The following is a 19,268-nucleotide window of genomic DNA, read 5'->3' on the forward strand; positions in this document are numbered from 1 at the left end:
TCGTCTGTTTTCGCTAACAACACTCAACCCCTTCATTACGTTCAAACTCCCGTTTTAATAACATCCTGAACCCTTCTCCCTTAACCATCATGCTGACAAATCCCTTAAACGAAAACGAAATAACCATCAAACATAAAACCAATACAGGACATAAAATTGTGGGAGAATTCAACACCGCTGAACTCCTAGTTCAATGCCTCGAAAATGAAGGCGTTGAATATGTTTTTGGCTTGCCGGGTGAAGAAAATTTGCACGTGTTGCAAGCCCTGAAACATTCCTCGATCCAGTTCATCACCACCCGTCACGAACAGGGCGCAGCCTTTATGGCCGATGTCTATGGTCGGCTGACGGGCAAAGCGGGGGTTTGTCTATCCACCCTCGGCCCAGGGGCGACCAACCTGATGACCGGCGTAGCGGATGCCAACCTTGATGGAGCGCCCCTTGTCGCGATCACCGGCCAAGTGGGGACCGATCGCATGCACATTGAGTCTCATCAATACCTCGACCTGGTGGCGATGTTTGACCCTGTGACCAAGTGGAACACCCAAATCGTCCGCCCCAGTAATACCCCGGAAATTATTCGCAAAGCCTTTAAAATCGCCCAGCAAGAAAAACCCGGTGCAGTCCATATTGATCTGCCTGAAAATATTGCAGCGATGCCCGTGGGCGAAGCCTTCACCCTCCAACGGGACAGCCAAGAGCCGATCTATGCCTCCTTCCGGAGTTTCAACAAAGCGGCGGAGGTCATTTCTAAGGCGCAACATCCCTTGATTGTGGTGGGCAATGGGGCGATTCGGGCCAATGCCAGTGAAGCTCTGACGGAATTCGCGACCCGTCTGCAAATTCCGGTGGTGAATACGTTTATGGGTAAAGGGGTGATTCCCTATACCCATCCCCTATCGCTGTGGACGATTGGACTCCAGCAGCGGGATCATATTAGTTGTGCCTTTGATCAAGCGGATTTGGTGATTGCGATTGGCTATGACTTGATTGAATATTCGCCGAAAAAATGGAATCCTGGCGGCAAAGTTCCGATTATTCATATCGGTGCTGGCCCGGCGGAAATTGACAGTAGCTATATTCCCCTGGTGGAAGTGGTGGGGGATCTTTCCGACTCCCTATCGGAAATTATGAAACGTACCGATCGCACCGGCAGAGTGGTGGAATTCACCAGCCAGGTGCGGGCCGATATCATCGCGGACTATGAACAATATGCGCATGATACTGGTTTTCCGGTGAAGCCCCAAAAAATCATCTATGATCTGCGCCAAGTGATGGGTCCTGAAGATATTGTCATTTCTGATGTGGGTGCTCACAAGATGTGGATGGCGCGGCATTACCATTGCGATCGCCCCAATACCTGTTTAATTTCTAACGGGTTTGCCGCGATGGGAATTGCGATTCCCGGCGCATTGGCAGCGAAACTCGTTCACCCCGATCGCAATGTTGTCGCGGTGACCGGTGACGGTGGTTTTATGATGAATTCTCAAGAACTCGAAACGGCCCTACGGACTAAAACCCCCTTTGTGGTGTTGATCTTTAATGATCAGGGCTACGGCTTAATTGAGTGGAAGCAGATGAATCAATTTGGTGAATCGGCCTTTATTCATTTCACCAATCCGGATTTTGTCAAGTTTGCTGAAAGTATGGGCTTAAAGGGCTATCGCGTCGAATCCACGGAGTCGCTCATTCCGACGCTCAAGGAAGCTCTCGCCCAAAATGTCCCAACGGTGATTGATTGTCCTGTGGACTATCGCGAAAATCTCCGCTTTTCCCAAAAATCCGGGGATTTAACCTGCCATATTTAGGGATGCTAGATCCAATACGCCCCAAGCGGGTGACGCACAGCCCATGAAACGGCAGCGACCGGGACGCTCGCACTGCGGAGGATTGCGATCGCAACCGATGACATCATTCAGGCAAGGGGCTGAAGCCCTTTGCCTGTCCTCAAAAATCTGGCTACTGCCATAACTCACGACGACCCGATCTGAACTCGTCGAACTCAACATACTCCTCTGAGGAATCAGGGGAGTTTTTTGGTGGGGGTTAGCGGATGGTGAGGGTGGGGGCGATGGAATAGAGGTGGCGGGGGTCGCTGAAGCGGGTGAGGTGTTGGAGTTGGGTTTGGAGTTTAACCCATTCTTGGGTGAGGGGCGTGGTGTCTTGGATGGAGAAGGTGCGGAAGAGGAATTCTTCAAAGGTGAGTTCGTTTTGGTATTCTTCGATTTGCCAATTGTCTCCCAAGTCAGCGGTTTCGGCGGCGTAGGCGATCGCATCTTCTAAACCGCCAATTTGATCCACCAATCCATTCGCCGCCGCATCACTCCCTGACCAGACTCGCCCTTGGGCAATTGCCGCCACTTCAGACCGGGGCAGGTCTCGCGATCGCGCCACCTTGTCTAAAAACAGATTGTAAATTTGATCCACGAATTGCTGAATAGTGGCGAGTTCGGCTTCGGTTTTGGGGCGGGCAAGGGTGTCGATATCGGCCAAGGGCGCGGTTTTGACGCTGTCCCAGGTGATGCCGTTCTCGGTGGTAATGCCTTCCAAGTTGGGCAAGAGACCAAATACACCGATGGAACCGGTGATCGTGGTGCTTTCGGCAAAGATGCGATCGGACTCTAGGGCAATCCAGTAGCCCCCCGACGCGGCAACATTCCCCATGGAAACAATGATCGGTTTTTGTTCGCGGGTGAGTTGGAGTTCTCGCAGGATCAGGTCTGAGGCGGTGGCACTGCCCCCCGGACTATTAATCCGCAGGACGATCGCTTGGACATCCTCATCACGGCGCAGATCCCGAATTTGGCGAATCAGGCGATCGCTGCCGATCTGCTCCACTTCGCCTTCGCCATAGACAATCTCCCCAGCGGCGTAGAGGATGGCGATTTTGTTTTCGGCGTAATCGCCCGCGATCGCATCTTCTATTTCGTTGCGATAGTTGGATAGGGTGACCTGGCGAAATTGTTGTTTTGGCTCCTCCTCTTGTTCCGTGAGGGTGCGCAGTTCGGCGGCAACTTCGTCAAAATAGGCAACTTGATCGATTAATTCAGCTTGAACGGCGGCGGTGGGTAAGAGGAAGCCTTGGGTGGCGGCGATCGCCTGAAGGGCTTGGGGGGTTTGGTTGCGATCGCGCCCCACCGCCGTTAAAAATTCCTGCCACAGATCCCCCAAGAGGGCCGTCAACTGTTCCCGACTCGCGGCACTAAATTCCGTTTCAATAAACGGTTCGACCGCTGATTTATAGTTTCCCGCCCGCACCACCTGCACCCCCACGCCGAATTTTTCCAAAGCTCCCGTTAAAAAGGTTTGCTCTGCGCCGAGGCCATTAAATTCCAATTCGCCCATGGGATTAATCACCACCGTATCCGCCACGGAACCCAGGTAGTAATCCCCCTCGCTCCAATCCACGTCGTAGGCCATCACCCGCTTGCCAGACTCCTGAAATTCAACCAGGGCCGGGCGTAGAGCTTGGGCGGTGGCAAACCCCATCCCGGCTTCACCGCCACTCCCATCGATCAGCAGTCCGACGATGCGATCATCCTGGGCGGCTTCCGCGAGGGCGATTTTGGCTTGGCGGAGGGTGATGACATTACTTTCGACGGCGATCGCTTCGGTGAATTCATCGAGTAATTGACTGTCGCGGATCGGGGTGGAGAGGTCGAGGACGAGAATGGAGCGATCGCGCACCGTCGGTTCTTCCACATCCTCCGTCGTCGCCAACAGCGCCACCACCACCACCAAACCCGCCCCCGTACCGAGCAACACCAGGAACACCACAGCAGTAATCGTTCCAATCGCGCTCGCACTCACATCCCGCAAAAACTTCCACATCGCTTTTAAATCCTGCTTATGCCGATAGGTGACGCAACGATTGAGATTGTTGTAAGTCTGCGATCGTGCGGTTGCCTGTACAGAATAATACTGTAGCGATTTCTGCCTGGAGCAGTTGCACCAATTCCGCCACCGCTGTTTCTGACTCCGCTGCCGCCCGCAAAAAGGGCATCGCCAACCCCACCAAATCCGCCCCCAACGCCAACGCCTTCGACCCCTCTAACCCGTCGCGAATGCCACCCGACGCAATCAACGGCAACTGAGGCAAGAGATGACGCACCGTCACCAAACATTCCGCCGTCGGCAGCCCCCAATCTGAAAATGTCCGCCCTAAGCGGCGCTGCAACAGGGTTTCAGCCCGCTCACTTTCCACCTTAGCCCAGGAGGTTCCCCCCGCGCCCGCCACATCGATCGCTTTTACCCCCACATTTAACAGCCGTTGGGCCATCGCCGCCGAAATGCCATTCCCCACTTCCTTCGCAATCACGGGCACGGGCAATTGATGGCAAATGGTTTCGATTTTTTGCAGCAGGCCGCGAAAATTGCGATCGCCATTGGGCTGAATACATTCTTGCAGCGGGTTGAGATGGAGAATCAGGGCATCGGCTTCGAGGCAATCCACCACCTGACGGCATTGGTCAATGCCGTAGGTGTAGTTAAGCTGCACCGCGCCGAGGTTGGCAAACAGGAGAATATCCGGGGCCACCGTCCGCACCGCAAAGGTATCCGCCACCTCCGGCCGTTCCACCATTACCCGCTGAGAACCAACCCCCATGGCGAGACCGTATTGTTGAGCGATCGCTGCCAGATTGTGATTAATGCGGCGGGCCTCATCAGTGCCGCCGGTCATGGATGAGATGAGCAGTGGAGCCTTGAGAGACTTCCCCAAAAATGAGGTGCTGAGATCAATCTCGTCGTAGTTCAATTCCGGCAAGCAATGGTGATTGAAGCGATACTGTTCAAAGCCCGTGGTTTGTTGGCGGCACTGAACATCCTCTTCCAGACAAATCCGAATATGTTCTGCTTTACGGGTCTGAGTCGTGGGGGTCATGGATGGTGTGAGTCAGGGGCGAGTAAGTCAACAGATCCACTATAGATGGAGATGCTGATATCGATGGAGATGCTGACCGCGTGCAGTTTGTCAGTTCCATAACCTGCCCGCTAGCCTTAACACCCACAACAACTTAAACTGATAAAATCACAAATTCACTTAACCATTCTGTTTAACTGTGCGCAAAATTCTGATCGCGGGAAACTGGAAAATGTATAAAACTCAGGCAGAAGCGAAAGCGTTTCTCCAGAGTTTTTTACCGGCCATTGAAGAGACAGACCCCACCCGTGGGATTATTCTCTGCTCCCCCTTTACGGCCCTCGATTCGATGTCCCAAAATCTGCACGGGAGTCGGGTTCGCCTTGGGGCGCAGAATGTCCACTGGGAAGAAGTGGGAGCCTATACCGGCGAAGTGTCCGGGCCGATGTTAAAAGAAGTCGGGGTGAGCTATGTGATTGTTGGCCATAGCGAACGGCGGCAATATTTCGGGGAAACGGACGAGACGGTGAATCTTCGCCTCAAGGCTGCCCAGGGCTATCAGTTAACTCCAATCCTCTGCGTGGGTGAAACGAAGGCCCAGCGCGATGCTGGGGACACTGAAGCCGTGATCAGCAAGCAATTAGCACTGGATCTGGCTGGCATTGATCAGAGTAATTTGGTGATTGCCTATGAACCGATTTGGGCGATTGGAACAGGAGACACCTGCGCCGCTGATGAGGCAAATCGGGTGATCGGGCTGATTCGAGATCAACTGACGAACCCTAGTGTTTCGATCCAATATGGGGGATCGGTGAAGCCGGAAAATGTGGATGAGATTATGGCACAACCGGAAATTGATGGGGCTTTAGTGGGCGGTGCGAGTCTGGCAGCGGATGATTTTGCGCGGATTGTCAACTATCACTCAATCAGCTAGGGAAAATGGGCTAGATGCTTAGGACAGAAGCCGCCAGGGTTTCATGCTCTGGTGGGATTGTTGTTCCGGCGGTCTGCCTCCCTGAATACCACTGTGATCAAACGCGAGATGAATGATCCACGACGCTTAACGCCTTTGACGCTGCGCGATCGCACCTTTGTCTGGGGGTCGCGCACCTATTTGATGGGAATTCTCAATGTCACCCCCGATAGTTTTAGTGATGGTGGCCAGTTCGATCGCCCCGAAGCGGCGATCGCGCAAGTGCAAGCGATGCTCACCGCCGACGTGGACATCATTGATGTGGGCGGCCAATCCACCCGCCCCGGAGCCGAGCAGATCAGCCTAGAAACGGAACTGAGCCGCACCATTCCGGTGATCGAACGGATTCGCACGATCACCCATCGCCCCATTTCCATTGACACCACCCGCGCCGCCGTGGCCGAAGCGGCGATCCAAGCCGGGGCGGATCTGGTGAATGATATTTCCGGCGGCACGTTCGACCCGGAGATGTTCGCCGCCGTGGCCCAGCTTGGCGTGCCCTATATCCTGATGCACCTGCGCGGCACGCCGGAAACAATGCAAGCCCTGACGGACTATGCAGATCTGACGGCGGAGATTGGGGCGTTTTTTGAAATGCAAATCGCGACGGCTGAGGCGGCGGGGGTGGCGCGATCGCGCCTCATTCTCGATCCGGGGATTGGCTTTGCGAAAACCGCCGCGCAAAATGTGGAACTGATCCAGCGGCTGCGGGACTTTGATCGGTTTGATCTACCTCTTCTGGTCGGCCCGTCGCGAAAAAGCTTTATCGGTAAAATCCTCGATCAACCTCACCCACAACGGCGCGTGTGGGGCACGGCGGCGGCGGCCTGTGGTGCGATCGCCACTCGTTGCGACATTCTGCGCGTCCATGATGTGCCAGAACTCTACGATGTCTGTCGCGTTGCCGATACGCTGTGGCGTTGAGCCATTGCGTATACTAGATCTTTAATTCTTGCTCATTCCTCATCAAACCCTATGCAACTTAGCGATCGCCCCGCCACCGTCCCCACCCTGCACCGCACCGCCAGTGTCCACCGCAAAACCGGCGAAACCGACGTGCAAGTCAGCGTTACCCTTGATGGCACAGGTCAATGTCGCACCAAAACCGGAATTCCCTTTCTCGACCACATGCTCCATCAAATCGCCTCCCACGGCTTGGTTGACCTCGACATCCACGCCCACGGCGATTGGGAAATTGACGACCACCACACCAACGAAGATGTGGGGATTACCCTCGGCATGGCCTTGGCCCAAGCCTTGGGCGATCGCAAAGGCATTCACCGCTTCGGCCACTTCATCGCCCCCCTTGACGAAGCTCTCGTCGAAGTGGTGCTCGACTTCTCCGGACGGCCCCACCTCAGCTATGGCCTGGAGATTCCCACCGAGCGCGTCGGCACTTACGACACGCAACTGGTGCGCGAGTTTTTCGTGGCGATCGTCAACCATAGCCAACTCACCCTCCACATCACCCAACGCGCCGGGGTCAACTCCCACCACATCATCGAAGCCACCTTCAAAGCCTTCGCCCGCGCCCTCCGTATGGCCGTCGAAGTCGATCCCCGCCGCGCCCACCAAATCCCCAGTTCTAAAGGCGTGCTTTAATCCCAATTCTTGAGCCAAGCACCACTCTTGCCCTCAGCCTCCATCCCTCTTCCTTGAGTATCCGAATTCAGGATTAAACCTCTCCGGGTCAGGATGTAATATTCCCCCATCAGACCCGATGTTTTGATCTCTGGGGACGGCATCTGCTTGCCGTTGTGGGGAATTTAAAGGCGGCGATCGCGCTGATCGCAAAATTGCAATTGTTGGTAAAGCATCGCGATTTTCGGGAGGATCGCGCCCCGTGCCGTGGCCCAACGGAGGGGATTGCCGACGATCGCGTCCACTTCCAGGGGTCGCCCCGCTTCGTAATCCAGTTTCATACTCGTCAGATAGGGGGTCATTGCTTCCGTGTGGGCGAGCATTTGTTGCTGAAATTTGGGGGTAATCCTGCAATCACAGGCGGCGGCGGCGATCGCTACTTCATCCATCAAGTCTTCCACCAGTTGGCGTGTCGGGGGATGCTCCATCAGTACATTGGTTTGGGCATCCAACACCACCGACAGGCCGTTATAGGGAATATTCCACACCAGCTTTTCCCAACGACTTTGTAGCAAACTCGGCTGCATGACGATTTCAATCCCGGCGTGGTCAAAATCACCATAGATATGTTCTAGCTCTGGTGTGATCCCACAGGGGGTATAGTCGGGGCCGTATTGAGCGATCGCCACTTTCTCATAGTCCAAATGGCAAATATGCCCCGGCCCCACCTTGTTAGAACAGATAAAACACAGCCCCCCCACAATCGGATTTTGGGGAAATTGGGCCGCCAATTCCACCTCAGCCCCAAGGCCATTTTGCAGCACTAAAATTGTTGTATCTGGAGCCAATAACGGCGGGAGGATCTTAGCTAGCTGTTGATTTTGCGTCGCTTTGAGGGCGATTAACACCACCTCACAGGGCGGCATCTGCATCGGGTCATCATACACCTGCACCGTCGGCAGATGAAAATCGCCATAGACCGAATCCACCCGCAGGCCTTGGGTTTGGAGATGGTCATAATCACTCCGGGCGAGAAAATGCACCGCATGGCCCGCCCGCTGCAACCGGCCGCCATAATACCCGCCGATCGCCCCTGTGCCCACCACAGCATAGCGTGTCATCGTCTACCCCATCCTCCACAACATCCCTAAATCCATCGGGGCTGGAATCATTTCTCCCCGCAGATCTAATAATTCCACCAGTAACAAATAGCCCACGGCCAGAATGACCGAAATCGCACCGGTAATAATCGCGAGAACTTTACCCTTATCCATGCAATGATTCCCCTAGATTAAATAACGCTTCACCTTAGCCTAACTCTGTCTCTAAATCGGCGATCAGTTGGTTGAGATGCGCCACATCGGCTTGATACACTTCACCGCAAAAATGGCAGGTGGCTTCGGCTCCTTTGTCTTTTTCGATCATGTCTTTGAGTTCCGGCACGCCGAACAGTTTCAACGCCCCCAAGGCCCGATCAAAGGAGCAGTCGCATTGGTAGCGCACCATCTGCACTTCCGGGAAAATCTGGAGGCCGAGATCGCCGAGTAGACTGTCCAAAATATCCGGTAGGGTTTTGCCAGCCTGCAATAGAGGGGTAAACCCTTGGATGGCTCCGATCCGACTTTCGAGCAGTTCTACTAAAGAATCATCACGGGCGACCTTGGGCAGCACTTGCAACAGCAACCCCCCCGCCGCCGTCACACCCTCCGCCCCGACAAACACCCCTACTAATAACGCCGATGGGGTTTGTTCTGAGGTGAGGAGGTAATGGGCCACATCATCGCCAATTTCCCCCGATACCAATTCCACGGTGCTGGAATAGGGGTAGCCGTAGCCCACATCGCGCACGACGTAGAGAAAGCCGTTGCCGATCGCGCCCCCCACATCCAACTTACCCCGTGCATTAGGGGGAATTTCCACCGCTGGGTGAATCACATAGCCCCGCACGCTTCCGTCTAGCCCCGCATCCACGAGGAGACCGCCCAGGGGGCCATCACTGCGCACCCGTAAATTCACCCGCGAGCCGGGCTGCTTCATGCTTGAGGCGAGGAGTAAACCGGAGGCCATGGCTCGTCCGAGGGCGGCGGTGGCGACATAGGACAGGGTGTGGCGTTGACGAGCGTCTTCAGTTAAACGGGTGCTAATCACGCCCACGGCGCGGATTCCTCCGTCGGCGGCGGTGGCGCGAATGAGTTGGTCTGCCATGTAATGATGAACTGCGGTGATTGAGTGGTTTTCCTTGGAATACCATAGCGAATTTTGCTGTCTTCCCTGCATGGACGGGCGGATTTTTGGGATAGGTTGCGGCAGATTTCTAAAAAATTAAGGCACTATTGAAAGGAATGATCTCTGTCTGGATGATGCCATTGCTGCTGTTGGGCAGTGGTTTGCCCTTGAGATGACTATTGTTTTAGAAGTCCCCCTATGCCTGTGATGCGATCGCACCCTCGAATTCAACCCCTTGCCACCTGCCTGGGCTTGGTGATGCTCCTCTGGTGTCTCTTCACCACCAGCGCCGCCGCCCAAACCCCTAGCGCCTCAATGCAGCCCTACCTCGACCGGGTGAAAGCCAACATCACCGAATTCACCTTAGACAATGGCTTAAAATTCATTGTCCTTGAGCGGCACGATGCCCCGGTGGTGTCCTTCGCCACCTATGCCGATGTGGGGGGCGTGGATGAGCCGGACGGCCAAACCGGCGTGGCTCACTTTTTAGAACATTTGGCCTTCAAAGGCACAACGAAGATCGGCACGCGTGACTACGCTGCCGAAGTGAAATTACTCGATGAACTGGATCGCCTCCATGCCGAGATCAAAGCGGCCCAAGGCGACGACACCACCCCCGCTCAAACCGTTGCAGCACTCCAGGCTAAATTTGAGACGCTGCAAGGGAAAGCGGGGGAACTGGCGATCCAAAATCAATTTGGGCAAATTGTGGAGCAGGCCGGTGGCGTGGGTCTCAATGCGGCCACCTCAGCGGACTATACGATCTACACCTACAGCCTGCCCTCCAATAAGCTGGAATTGTGGATGTCCCTAGAATCAGAGCGATTTTTAGATCCGGTGTTTCGGGAATTTTTTAAAGAACAGCAAGTGATCCTCGAAGAGCGGCGCTGGCGCACGGACAATTCCCCGGTGGGTCAGATGGTTGAGGCGTTTCTCGATGCCGCCTATACTGTCCATCCCTACGGCCGCCCGGTGATTGGCTACAACGAAGACATCCGCAATTTAACGCGGCAAAATGTCCACGACTTTTTTGAAACCTATTATGTGCCGAATAATTTGACCATTGCGATCGTCGGGGATGTGCAGCCGCGTCGGGTCAAACAGTTGGCACAAACCTATTTTGGCCGCTATCCGAGCCGGCCGGAGGCCCCGGAAGTGACGGTGGTGGAACCGCCCCAAACGGAACCTCGGAGCGTCACCCTCAAGCTGGAGTCTGAACCCTGGTATCTCGAAGGCTATCACCGTCCCAACTTGATGCACCCCGATAGCATGGCCTACGACTTGATGGCGGCGATCTTGAGTGATGGTCGCACGTCGCGGCTCTATAAATCCCTGGTGCAAGAGCAGCAGGTTGCGCTCTCAGCGGCGGGCTTTGGCGGCTTTCCGGGGGATAAGTACCCGAATATGTTGCTGTTTTATGCGATGACGGCTCCGGGCCAGGATGTGGAAACGGTGGCGACGGCGCTCCATGGTGAGATTGAGCGGTTAAGGACGGAGCCGGTGACAGCCCAGGAGTTGGAACGGGTGAAGAATCAGGCGAAGGCGGGATTGTTGCGATCGCTCGATTCCAACAGCGGGATGTCGCGCCTGCTGTCGGAATATGACGGCAAAACCGGCAATTGGCGCAATGTGTTCCGCTATCTAGATGCGATCGACACCGTTACCCCCGCCCAAATTCAACGCATTGCCCAGGAAACCTTTGTCCCAGAAAACAAAACCATTGGGAAAATTCTCAACCAAAACACCCCTAACTAAGCCCTAGTTCTCCAGCAATTATTGAACACTCTCACTATGCGTCAACGATTTTTCTTTCTCGGTCGGCAAGCGATTTGGCTGAAACGACTACTCCTCGTCTGCGGTTCCCTGCTGATGGTTGTCCTCTCTGCTCCCACGGTGGCCGCTGCCACGGCCCAACATTATACGGATCTGGATTTTCCACCGCTGCGAGCGGTGGAACTGCCGGACTATGAACGCTACACCCTCCCCAATGGCATTGTGGTCTATCTTGTTGAAGACCATGAATTGCCCCTCGTGGATGGTCAGGCCCTGTTCCGGACAGGCGATCGCCTCGAACCCAGCGATAAAGTGGGCCTCGCGAGCATCACCGGAGCCGTCATGCGCAACGGTGGCACGACGGAGCATAGCCCCGATGAAATCAATGAATTTCTCGAACAGCGGGCCGCTGCGATTGAAACGGGGATTGATTCTTCCTCCGGCAGCGCCAGTTTTAGCAGCCTCAGTGAAGACCTCGAACCCGTGTTTGATCTGTTCGCCGAAGTGCTTCAGCATCCCGCCTTTCGAGAGGATAAACTCGCCCTCGAAAAGCAACAATGGCAAGGGGCGATCGCCCGTCGTAACGATAACCCTGACGATATTGCTCGCCGGGAATTTGACAAACACATCTACGGCCCGGATCATCCCTACGCCCGCACCGTTGAATACACCAACCTCGACAATATTGAGCGGGCTGATTTAATCCAGTTCTATCAACAATCGTTCCGCCCGGAACAGATGCTCCTGGGGATTGTGGGGGATTTTGACCCAGCGGTGATGAAAGCGAAGATCGCCGCAGCCTTTGGGGATTGGCAGCCCGCAACGATGGCTAGTCTGCCGGAGTTGCCCGCTGTGGAGCAGGTCAATCTGGGGAATCTCTTTTTTATCGAGCAGCCCCAACTGACCCAGAGTTATATCTACGTGGGGCATTTGGGCGGCGAATTGAGCGACCCCGACTATCCGGCATTGAGTGTGATGAATGGCGTGTTAAATGGTTTTGGGGGCCGGTTGTTTAATGAGGTGCGATCGCGCCAAGGCCTCGCCTATTCCGTCTATGGGTTTTGGAGTCCCCGCTATGACTATCCGGGCCTGTTCATTGCCGGGGGTCAAACCCGCTCTGATGCCACTGTCCCCTTTATTACCGCCCTCCAAACGGAAATCAACACCATTCGCACCACCCTCGTTTCCGATCCGGAACTCGCCTACGCCAAAGAATCAATTTTGAATTCCTTTGTGTTTAATTTTCAATCCCCATCACAACTGATTTCTCGGTTGATGCGGTACGAATATTATGGCTACCCGATGGACTTCATCTTCAGCTACCAAGACGCGGTCAAACGTACCACGGCCCAGGACATTCTCCAAGCCGCCCAAACTCATCTCAACCCGGAGCAACTCACGATGTTAATTGTCGGGAATTCGGCCGCCATTGATCCCCCCTTGGACACCCTCGGCGAAACCGTGCAAACTGTCGATATCACCATCCCCCAACCCCAAAACTCTTAACCCCCCTCAAGGGCCATCCGGCGACATTTTTTCCGCATCTCTCTCCCAATCCGATTGAGAGAGATTTTTTTTGATCCATCTTTGCCCCAGGATGCCGATCCTTGCGATCTATCCCGATGCAAACCCGGTGCAACCGCTCCCGTCTTGGGGTCAGCAAGATCCATGCGTTACGGTGGGAATAGATAGCGACTCTAATTGAGGCGATCGAAACATTGCGCCCGCTTAGGACTGTCGTTGATGCAAGCATCGGAGCAGATTATGTACTCCTTACACCAGACCCTCAGTATTGTGGGGCTAACCGTTGTGGCCAGTGGTTTAGTCGGGATGGCGGCTCAACCGAGCGATCGCACCCTCAAACCCCAAACGGTTTCACCCACGCCACGCCTGGCTCAATTTGGCCTGCCCGACATTGTGCCGGATGTGCCGGGTCTACCGGATACAATCCCCATTCCCGGCTTAGATGACCTCCTCGCTGGCGATCCGCCCCTGACCACGAGCCTCGCAGATGTGACCCGCGAAGTTCCCCTCCTTGATGGAGAAGCCTGGGGTGAACCCCAACCCCTGCAAAACTTGCCCCAAAACGATCGAGGCGCGTATTTAGCCACGCCGGGATTGTATGCAATCCAGCTTGAAAGTTACTGTTTGAAACCGGGAACCCACGGCCCAGGCGGAGGCGATGGCTATGGCTATGCGCCACTGGCGGGGCCACGAGCGGAGATGATCCGTAAAATTCTGCGCCAAACCGTTCACCATCCCAACATTTCCCAGCGTCAGGTGCAGGTGTTGTTGTGGGGAATTATTGCCCAAACCCGTTTGAGTGACATGGACGCAGAGGTGCAACAAGTGGCGCGGCAACTGTTGACAGAGGCAGAAATTGACACGATTAATGGGGATGCGTTGGGGCTGATTCCCGATGGGATGCGCCGCGAATTATTGGGACATTTGCCCGATCCGGTGCAGCGGGTGCTCAATGCCAAGGCTGAACTCCGGGAGCAGTTGAGCCGATCCAATGCGGCCTATGAGGAGCTTGAAGCGATCGCAATCTTAGACGGTGTTGCCCCCACGGGCGAAGGCAGTCGGACGATTCCGTCGCAGCGGTGGTCGTTGCATCCGGACGGCTATTTTGTCCGCTATTTTCCGTCGGGCTATCGTCGCACCCGGATGCAGGCGTTAGTACCCCGACCGGCGACGGTGGTTCGGGATGAGCGCGATCGCATTACCGCCATTGACTACGGCGACGGCTACCGAATCGAGACGGACTACAACGAGACCATTGGCGCGATTCCTGTGCCGGGGGAACCAGAGATGAAGATTTATCGGTTCAAGGCGGTGCGCTTGATTCGCCCCGGCAAGACGGTGACCGTGCGCGATCAAGGCTGGACTTTTGTGGGCACACCGACGACGGGAGCCGCAGACTTTGCGGATCTTGTGCAAGGGGATGCGATCGCCCTCAAAAACGCGACCCAACTCACCCAGCGGCGCAATACGTTCGACTGGCAAGACGCTCAAGCAGCCAACGAACGTTATCAAGATGCCAAGGACAAAGCCGACAAACTCGAAACCTACGGGGAAAGTCTCGATGAGCCAACCCGTGAAGAAGGGGAACAAGTCCTCGATCAAGACCATTACCAAGATGGACTTGAAACCGTCGTGGAAAACGACCCCGAAGCGAAAGGGGAATGGCTCGGTGAACATTTCCGCCGTACCCAACAAGCCTGGGCCTATGCCATTTGCCGAATTTCCAACCTCGGCAACGCGCACCAATGCGGTGATCCTGACCCTGACCCCGATCCTGATCCTGATCCCGATCCTGATCCCACTCCAGTCGAGCCGGGTGGTGATGCTGCTGTTCCCGGTAATACCAATCGCCAACGCCTTGGCCTCTCAAACCGTGCATGGTGATATCACCCGATCCTGAATGATGCGATCGCAGCTTGTGAGGGTGGGGAATGGCGCATAAATTGGGGATGAGGTGGAGAGACTTTGACGGTAAACAACTATCCCACAAAACCATCAAGACTTTACCAACCCTGGTCTTGTGGAATAGATTGTTCGCCCGTTTCGTTAAATCAGGCTAGCCTTCGACACTGCCATCCACACCTTCGACGAGCCAATCCATCGTCTCTAGTTCTACGGCGGTTTGCTCCAACTCTTCCCCGGCCGGGATTTTCACCTCGCCGGTGTTGTCCTGGATTTCGCCGGTATAAATCACCATCGAACTATCGGCAAACATCGCCTTGACTTCTTCGGCTTGGGCTTTGGCTTCATCACTGACAGCCGGGCCAAAGTCGGAGAGCTTCCAGAATCCGGATTCCAAGCCCCCCCGGACAATGTGGGGAATGTCGCCGTTCATCAAGGTTTTACCCTCCTTGAGCCATTCCACATATTGGGTGTAAATCGAAGTCCAATCCCATTCCGCCCCGGTGAGGTAGCCTTCCGGTGCGAGGGCTGACTGGTCGGCATGATAGCCACTGCTATACATACCGCGCCGTTCGGCGGTTTCGATCACCACCTTCGGGCTGTCCACATGGCAGGTGACGACATCAATTCCTTGGTCGGCCATGCTGTTAACGGCTTCGGCTTCTTTCACTGGCTCGGCCCAATCCCCGGTAAAGATGACCTGGGTGGTCACGTCAGGATTGACGCTTTTCGCGCCGAGGGTAAACCCATTGATATTCCGCAAGACTTGGGGGATGGGTTTGGCGGCGACAAAGCCGAGTTTATTACTTTCGGTAGTTAGGCCGGCCACGATGCCCGCCACATATTGGGCTTCGTCGATGTAGCCGAAATAGCTGCCGATGTTGTCGGGCATATCGTCGGTATAGAGACCGCCAGCATGGAGGAATTGAACGTCGGGGAATTCTTCGGCTAGTTTCAAAATGTGGGGGTCAAAGTAGCCGAAGGAGGTGGGAAACAGCACCGTTGCGCCGTCGATTTCGATCATGCTGCGCATCGCTTCTTCCACTTCGCTGGTTTCGGGGACGCTGGCTTGTTCGACGATCTTCACGCCGGGCAATTCTGCGATCGCCGCTGCCCCTTCTGCGTGGGCTTGGTTATAGCCAAAGTCATCCTTGGGCCCCACATAGAGAAACCCAATCACCAACTCTTCGCTGCCGCCACCACTGGCCGCCTCATCACCCTCATCACCGCCCTCCTGAGCAGGGGTGCAGCCAGTACCAAATTTAGCGGTGAGGCCAAAGGCGGTGGTGGCCAGCAAACCACGCAGCACTTGGCGGCGTGAAAACGGGAATTGTTTTGGGGGTTGCATCAATTCTAATCTCCTCAATGATGATCAAGTGGTTACTATCAAGCTGTTGATTGTTGCAATTGGGAATTGGGCAGGGGGGTAGATCACGCCCCAACGCCATACCCTAGATGACTGGAAGATCTACCAGAATTAGCACAGTTTGGCCTCTAAAATCGTAGCGGAGATGACCCGATAGACATTGACACTATCACCCGCCTTGGGCAGCCGAGCGATCATTTCCCCTAACCCCAACGCGGGCATCACACCAAAGCAGGCGCGATCGCGTCTCTCTTTTTCTGTAATACTAAAAAACGCACGCTTTTTTCTCCTGCCATGACTCTTCGCCATTCTTTGCTCAAACACCGCGCCTTCTGGCTCATGGCACTGTTGGGGCTGGCATTGGATCAAGTGACAAAATATTGGGTGATGCACCATTTTCAGCAAATTGGTGAGACGATTCCCCTCATGCCGGGAATTTTTCACTTTACCTATGTGGTGAATACCGGGGCGGCCTTTAGCCTGTTTGCCGGGGGGGCGGATTGGTTGCGGTGGTTGTCGTTGCTGGTGAGTTTGGGGCTGATGGCCTATGCCTGGTGGGGGCCGAAAATGGCGACCTTAGAACAAGTGGGCTATGGGTTGATCCTGTCGGGGGCGTTGGGAAACGGGATTTGCCGCTTTTTGTATCGCCATGTGGTGGATTTTCTCGATTTTCGGTGGATTAATTTTCCGGTGTTTAATCTGGCGGATGTCTTCATTAATATAGGAATTATTTGTCTGCTTTATCTGTCGTTTCGTCCCCCTGTCGAGCAGCCGCGCCTATGAGCACGAATCCCCTGACGCAATTTGTCACCCAACTCGTCCAACAGGTGAATACGGCCTTGGCGTTGAAGCCGGGGGCGCGGGTGCCGGAGCTTTGGGTGCAGACGGCGGAGGAGGAACAGGCGGCGGTGCATCAGTTGGTGGGCGATCGCTACCTCCTCGGCCGTAGTTCCCGCGCCAGTGATATTGTGGTGCGCAATCCAGTGGTCAGCCAGTTACACCTCTCCCTGAGCCGCGATCCGGAACATCCCCGCCAGTTCATCCTCAAAGACGAAAAATCCACCAACGGCATCTACATCGGGCGGCGGCGGCTGAAATCCCTGATGTTGCGCCATGGGGATGTGTTGACCCTGGGGCCGCCGGAATTGGCCAACGGAGTCCGGTTGCAATACCACAACCCGCCGCCGCAATGGGTGCGCGGCCTGCAATACGCCCTCTATGGGGTGGGGGGGCTGACGGGGTTGGTGACGTTGGGGATCTTGGTGGAATGGTCGAAAATTCCGGTCTATCCGCTGCCGTCGGGGGTGGAAGGGCCGGTGATGGTTTATTCCCGCGATCAAACCCCCCTGCGCCAACTGCCGACGCGATCGCACCAAGAACTCGACCGCCTGCGGGACTTTTCCCCCTATCTCCCCGATGCGGTGATCGCCTCGGAAGATAGCCGCTACTACTGGCATTTGGGCGTTGATCCCCTCGGTATCCTGCGGGCGGTGATTGTCAACCTGCAACGGCAGGGCATCGCCCAGGGCGCGAGTACAGTAACGCAGCAGTTGGCGCGGAGTTTGTACCCGGACTATGTGGGGCGGGACAATACGGCGGGGCGCAAAATTCGCGAAGCGATCGTCGCCCTCAAGCTCGAAACCTTTTACAGCAAAGATGAATTGCTGCGCACCTATTTAAACCGGGTGTATTTAGGGGTGGGGAGTTATGGGTTTGAGGATGCGGCGCAGTTTTATTTTGATAAGTCGGCGGCGGATTTAACCCTGGTCGAAGCGGCTTCCCTCGTGGCGATTCTCCCGGCTCCCAATGCCTATAACCCGGTGCAGGATTACGATACGGCGGTGCAGTTGCGCGATCGCATCATCGAACGGATGGCGCAAATGGGGATGATTTCCCAAGACGAAGCGAACCAGGCGCGGCGATCGCGCATTGAAGTCAGCCCCACGGCGGAGGAAACCCTCAGCAATACGATCGCCCCCTATTTCTACAGCTACATCTTCACCGAACTCCGCGAACGCCTGGGGGAGAGCCTGGCCCGGGAAGGTAACTTCATCGTTGAAACGGGCCTCGACATTGATAAGCAAGAAGCTGCCGAAGCCGCCTTAACAACCGCCGTTGAACAAAGCGGGGGCCGCGTCGGGTTTAGCCAAGGTGCGATCGTCACCCTCGACAGCAGCACCGGAACAATTCTCGCCCTTGTCGGGGGGCTAGACTTCGCCGCCAGCCAGTTTAACCGCGCCACGTCCGCCCAACGTCAACCCGGCTCCACCTTTAAACTCTTTGCCTATGCTGCCGCTTTGGATCAAGGCATCTCAGCGGGAAAGGCCTATGATTGCAGTCCGGTCACCTGGCAGGGGCAACGCTATCGGGGCTGTGAACGGAGCAGCGGCGCGATTAATATGTATCGGGGCATGGCGCAATCGGAAAATGCGGTGGCGATTCGGGTGGCGCAGGATGTGGGCCTCGATGGGTTGATTGCGATGGCGCGGCGGTTGGGGATTCAGTCCGAGTTGCGATCGTCGCCGGGGTTGGTGTTGGGGGAAAGTGAAACGAATGTTTTGGAAATGACGGGGGCCTATGGAGCGATCGCCAACAATGGCCAATGGAACCGCCCCCACGCCATCACCCGCGTTCTCGATAGCGGCGATTGCGTTGATCCCAACGATCCCCAAACCTGCCGCGTCATCTACGATGCGAGCCAAGACCGCACCGGCCAGCGGCAAGCCATTAGCACCCCCATCGCCCAAACCTTAACCACCTTCCTCCAGGGCGTGATCCAAGGCGGTACGGGGAGTCGAGCCGCGATCGGCTACGGCGAAGCGGGGAAAACCGGCACCACAGATAACGCCGTTGACCTCTGGTTTATCGGCTATGTCCCCGGCCGTAACCTCACCACCGGTATCTGGCTCGGCAACGATGACAACAGCCCCACCCGTGGCAGCAGCAGCAATGCCGCCCAACTCTGGCGCGACTACATGGGCAAAATCGTCCCCTAGGGCAGGGACAGCGATCGCGCCCCCGTCGGGTACGCTGAAAGCAAACCCCTGCTCCAGACTCCCATC

General features: G+C 55.6%; 16 protein-coding genes. 9 read left to right on the top strand and 7 right to left on the bottom strand.

The window, feature by feature from the left end:
* Positions 1 to 158 precede the first annotated feature (158 nt).
* The gene (locus tag SPI6313_RS05145; protein ID WP_072623005.1) at positions 159 to 1,808 is read left to right on the top strand and encodes an acetolactate synthase large subunit; all 1,650 of its coding nucleotides are present in this window, start codon (positions 159 to 161) and stop codon (positions 1,806 to 1,808) included.
* A 238-nt stretch (positions 1,809 to 2,046) separates the two neighbouring features.
* Here the strand turns inward: SPI6313_RS05145 and sppA are convergent, their stop codons facing one another.
* Together sppA and fni are read right to left on the bottom strand one after the other, a co-directional pair.
* Positions 2,047 to 3,831, bottom strand: coding sequence for a signal peptide peptidase SppA (gene sppA, locus SPI6313_RS05150; RefSeq protein WP_072620035.1), 1,785 nt, complete (start codon positions 3,829 to 3,831; stop codon positions 2,047 to 2,049).
* A gap of 16 nt (positions 3,832 to 3,847) precedes the next feature.
* On the bottom strand, positions 3,848 to 4,882 hold the full coding sequence (fni, locus tag SPI6313_RS05155) for a type 2 isopentenyl-diphosphate Delta-isomerase (RefSeq protein ID WP_072620036.1): 1,035 nt from the start codon (positions 4,880 to 4,882) through the stop codon (positions 3,848 to 3,850).
* Between the two features lie 178 nt (positions 4,883 to 5,060).
* Between fni and tpiA the strand changes: the two genes are divergently transcribed.
* The 3 genes from tpiA to hisB all read left to right on the top strand — a co-directional run bounded on the left by tpiA (position 5,061) and on the right by hisB (position 7,436).
* On the top strand, positions 5,061 to 5,795 hold the full coding sequence (tpiA, locus tag SPI6313_RS05160; protein ID WP_072620037.1) for a triose-phosphate isomerase: 735 nt from the start codon (positions 5,061 to 5,063) through the stop codon (positions 5,793 to 5,795).
* 108 nt (positions 5,796 to 5,903) lie between these two features.
* Positions 5,904 to 6,758, top strand: a complete 855-nt coding sequence (gene folP / locus SPI6313_RS05165; RefSeq protein WP_072620038.1) for a dihydropteroate synthase — start codon at positions 5,904 to 5,906, stop codon at positions 6,756 to 6,758.
* Between the two features lie 51 nt (positions 6,759 to 6,809).
* A complete protein-coding gene (hisB, locus tag SPI6313_RS05170) occupies positions 6,810 to 7,436 on the top strand; it encodes an imidazoleglycerol-phosphate dehydratase HisB (protein WP_072620039.1) in 627 nt (208 codons plus the stop codon).
* Positions 7,437 to 7,600: 164 nt separating this feature from the next.
* On the opposite strand, the gene SPI6313_RS05175 is transcribed toward hisB, so the two are convergent.
* Genes SPI6313_RS05175 through hslO form a run of 3 tightly spaced genes read right to left on the bottom strand, consistent with a single transcriptional unit; the run spans position 7,601 to position 9,620 of the window.
* A complete protein-coding gene (locus SPI6313_RS05175; protein ID WP_072620040.1) occupies positions 7,601 to 8,536 on the bottom strand; it encodes a putative 2-dehydropantoate 2-reductase in 936 nt (311 codons plus the stop codon).
* A gap of 3 nt (positions 8,537 to 8,539) precedes the next feature.
* On the bottom strand, positions 8,540 to 8,689 hold the full coding sequence (locus SPI6313_RS23360; RefSeq protein ID WP_175551075.1) for a hypothetical protein: 150 nt from the start codon (positions 8,687 to 8,689) through the stop codon (positions 8,540 to 8,542).
* Positions 8,690 to 8,723: 34 nt separating this feature from the next.
* On the bottom strand, positions 8,724 to 9,620 hold the full coding sequence (gene hslO / locus SPI6313_RS05180; protein WP_072620041.1) for an Hsp33 family molecular chaperone HslO: 897 nt from the start codon (positions 9,618 to 9,620) through the stop codon (positions 8,724 to 8,726).
* Positions 9,621 to 9,839: 219 nt separating this feature from the next.
* Between hslO and SPI6313_RS05185 the strand changes: the two genes are divergently transcribed.
* The 3 genes from SPI6313_RS05185 to SPI6313_RS23365 all read left to right on the top strand — a co-directional run bounded on the left by SPI6313_RS05185 (position 9,840) and on the right by SPI6313_RS23365 (position 14,822).
* Positions 9,840 to 11,396, top strand: coding sequence for a M16 family metallopeptidase (locus tag SPI6313_RS05185; RefSeq protein WP_084668901.1), 1,557 nt, complete (start codon positions 9,840 to 9,842; stop codon positions 11,394 to 11,396).
* A 36-nt stretch (positions 11,397 to 11,432) separates the two neighbouring features.
* A complete protein-coding gene (locus SPI6313_RS05190; protein ID WP_072620042.1) occupies positions 11,433 to 12,920 on the top strand; it encodes a M16 family metallopeptidase in 1,488 nt (495 codons plus the stop codon).
* A 258-nt stretch (positions 12,921 to 13,178) separates the two neighbouring features.
* Positions 13,179 to 14,822: a hypothetical protein gene (locus SPI6313_RS23365; RefSeq protein WP_072620043.1), complete on the top strand. Its 1,644-nt coding sequence runs from the start codon at positions 13,179 to 13,181 to the stop codon at positions 14,820 to 14,822.
* 172 nt (positions 14,823 to 14,994) lie between these two features.
* On the opposite strand, the gene SPI6313_RS05200 is transcribed toward SPI6313_RS23365, so the two are convergent.
* Both SPI6313_RS05200 and SPI6313_RS05205 read right to left on the bottom strand, forming a co-directional pair.
* Positions 14,995 to 16,188 (bottom strand): BMP family ABC transporter substrate-binding protein, encoded by a 1,194-nt coding sequence (locus SPI6313_RS05200; RefSeq protein WP_072620044.1) that lies wholly within the window; start codon positions 16,186 to 16,188, stop codon positions 14,995 to 14,997.
* Between the two features lie 129 nt (positions 16,189 to 16,317).
* The gene (locus tag SPI6313_RS05205) at positions 16,318 to 16,515 is read right to left on the bottom strand and encodes a hypothetical protein (protein WP_072620045.1); all 198 of its coding nucleotides are present in this window, start codon (positions 16,513 to 16,515) and stop codon (positions 16,318 to 16,320) included.
* Here SPI6313_RS05205 and lspA point away from each other — a divergent pair.
* Positions 16,501 to 16,989 (top strand): signal peptidase II, encoded by a 489-nt coding sequence (gene lspA, locus SPI6313_RS05210; protein ID WP_175551076.1) that lies wholly within the window; start codon positions 16,501 to 16,503, stop codon positions 16,987 to 16,989. The genes SPI6313_RS05205 and lspA overlap by 15 nt on opposite strands.
* Complete coding sequence (locus SPI6313_RS05215; protein ID WP_072620046.1) at positions 16,986 to 19,202, top strand: transglycosylase domain-containing protein; 2,217 nt, start codon at positions 16,986 to 16,988, stop codon at positions 19,200 to 19,202. The genes lspA and SPI6313_RS05215 overlap by 4 nt, the downstream gene beginning before the upstream one ends.
* Positions 19,203 to 19,268: the final 66 nt, after the last annotated feature.

Source organism: Spirulina major PCC 6313 (assembly GCF_001890765.1).
GTDB lineage: Bacteria > Cyanobacteriota > Cyanobacteriia > Cyanobacteriales > Spirulinaceae > Spirulina > Spirulina major.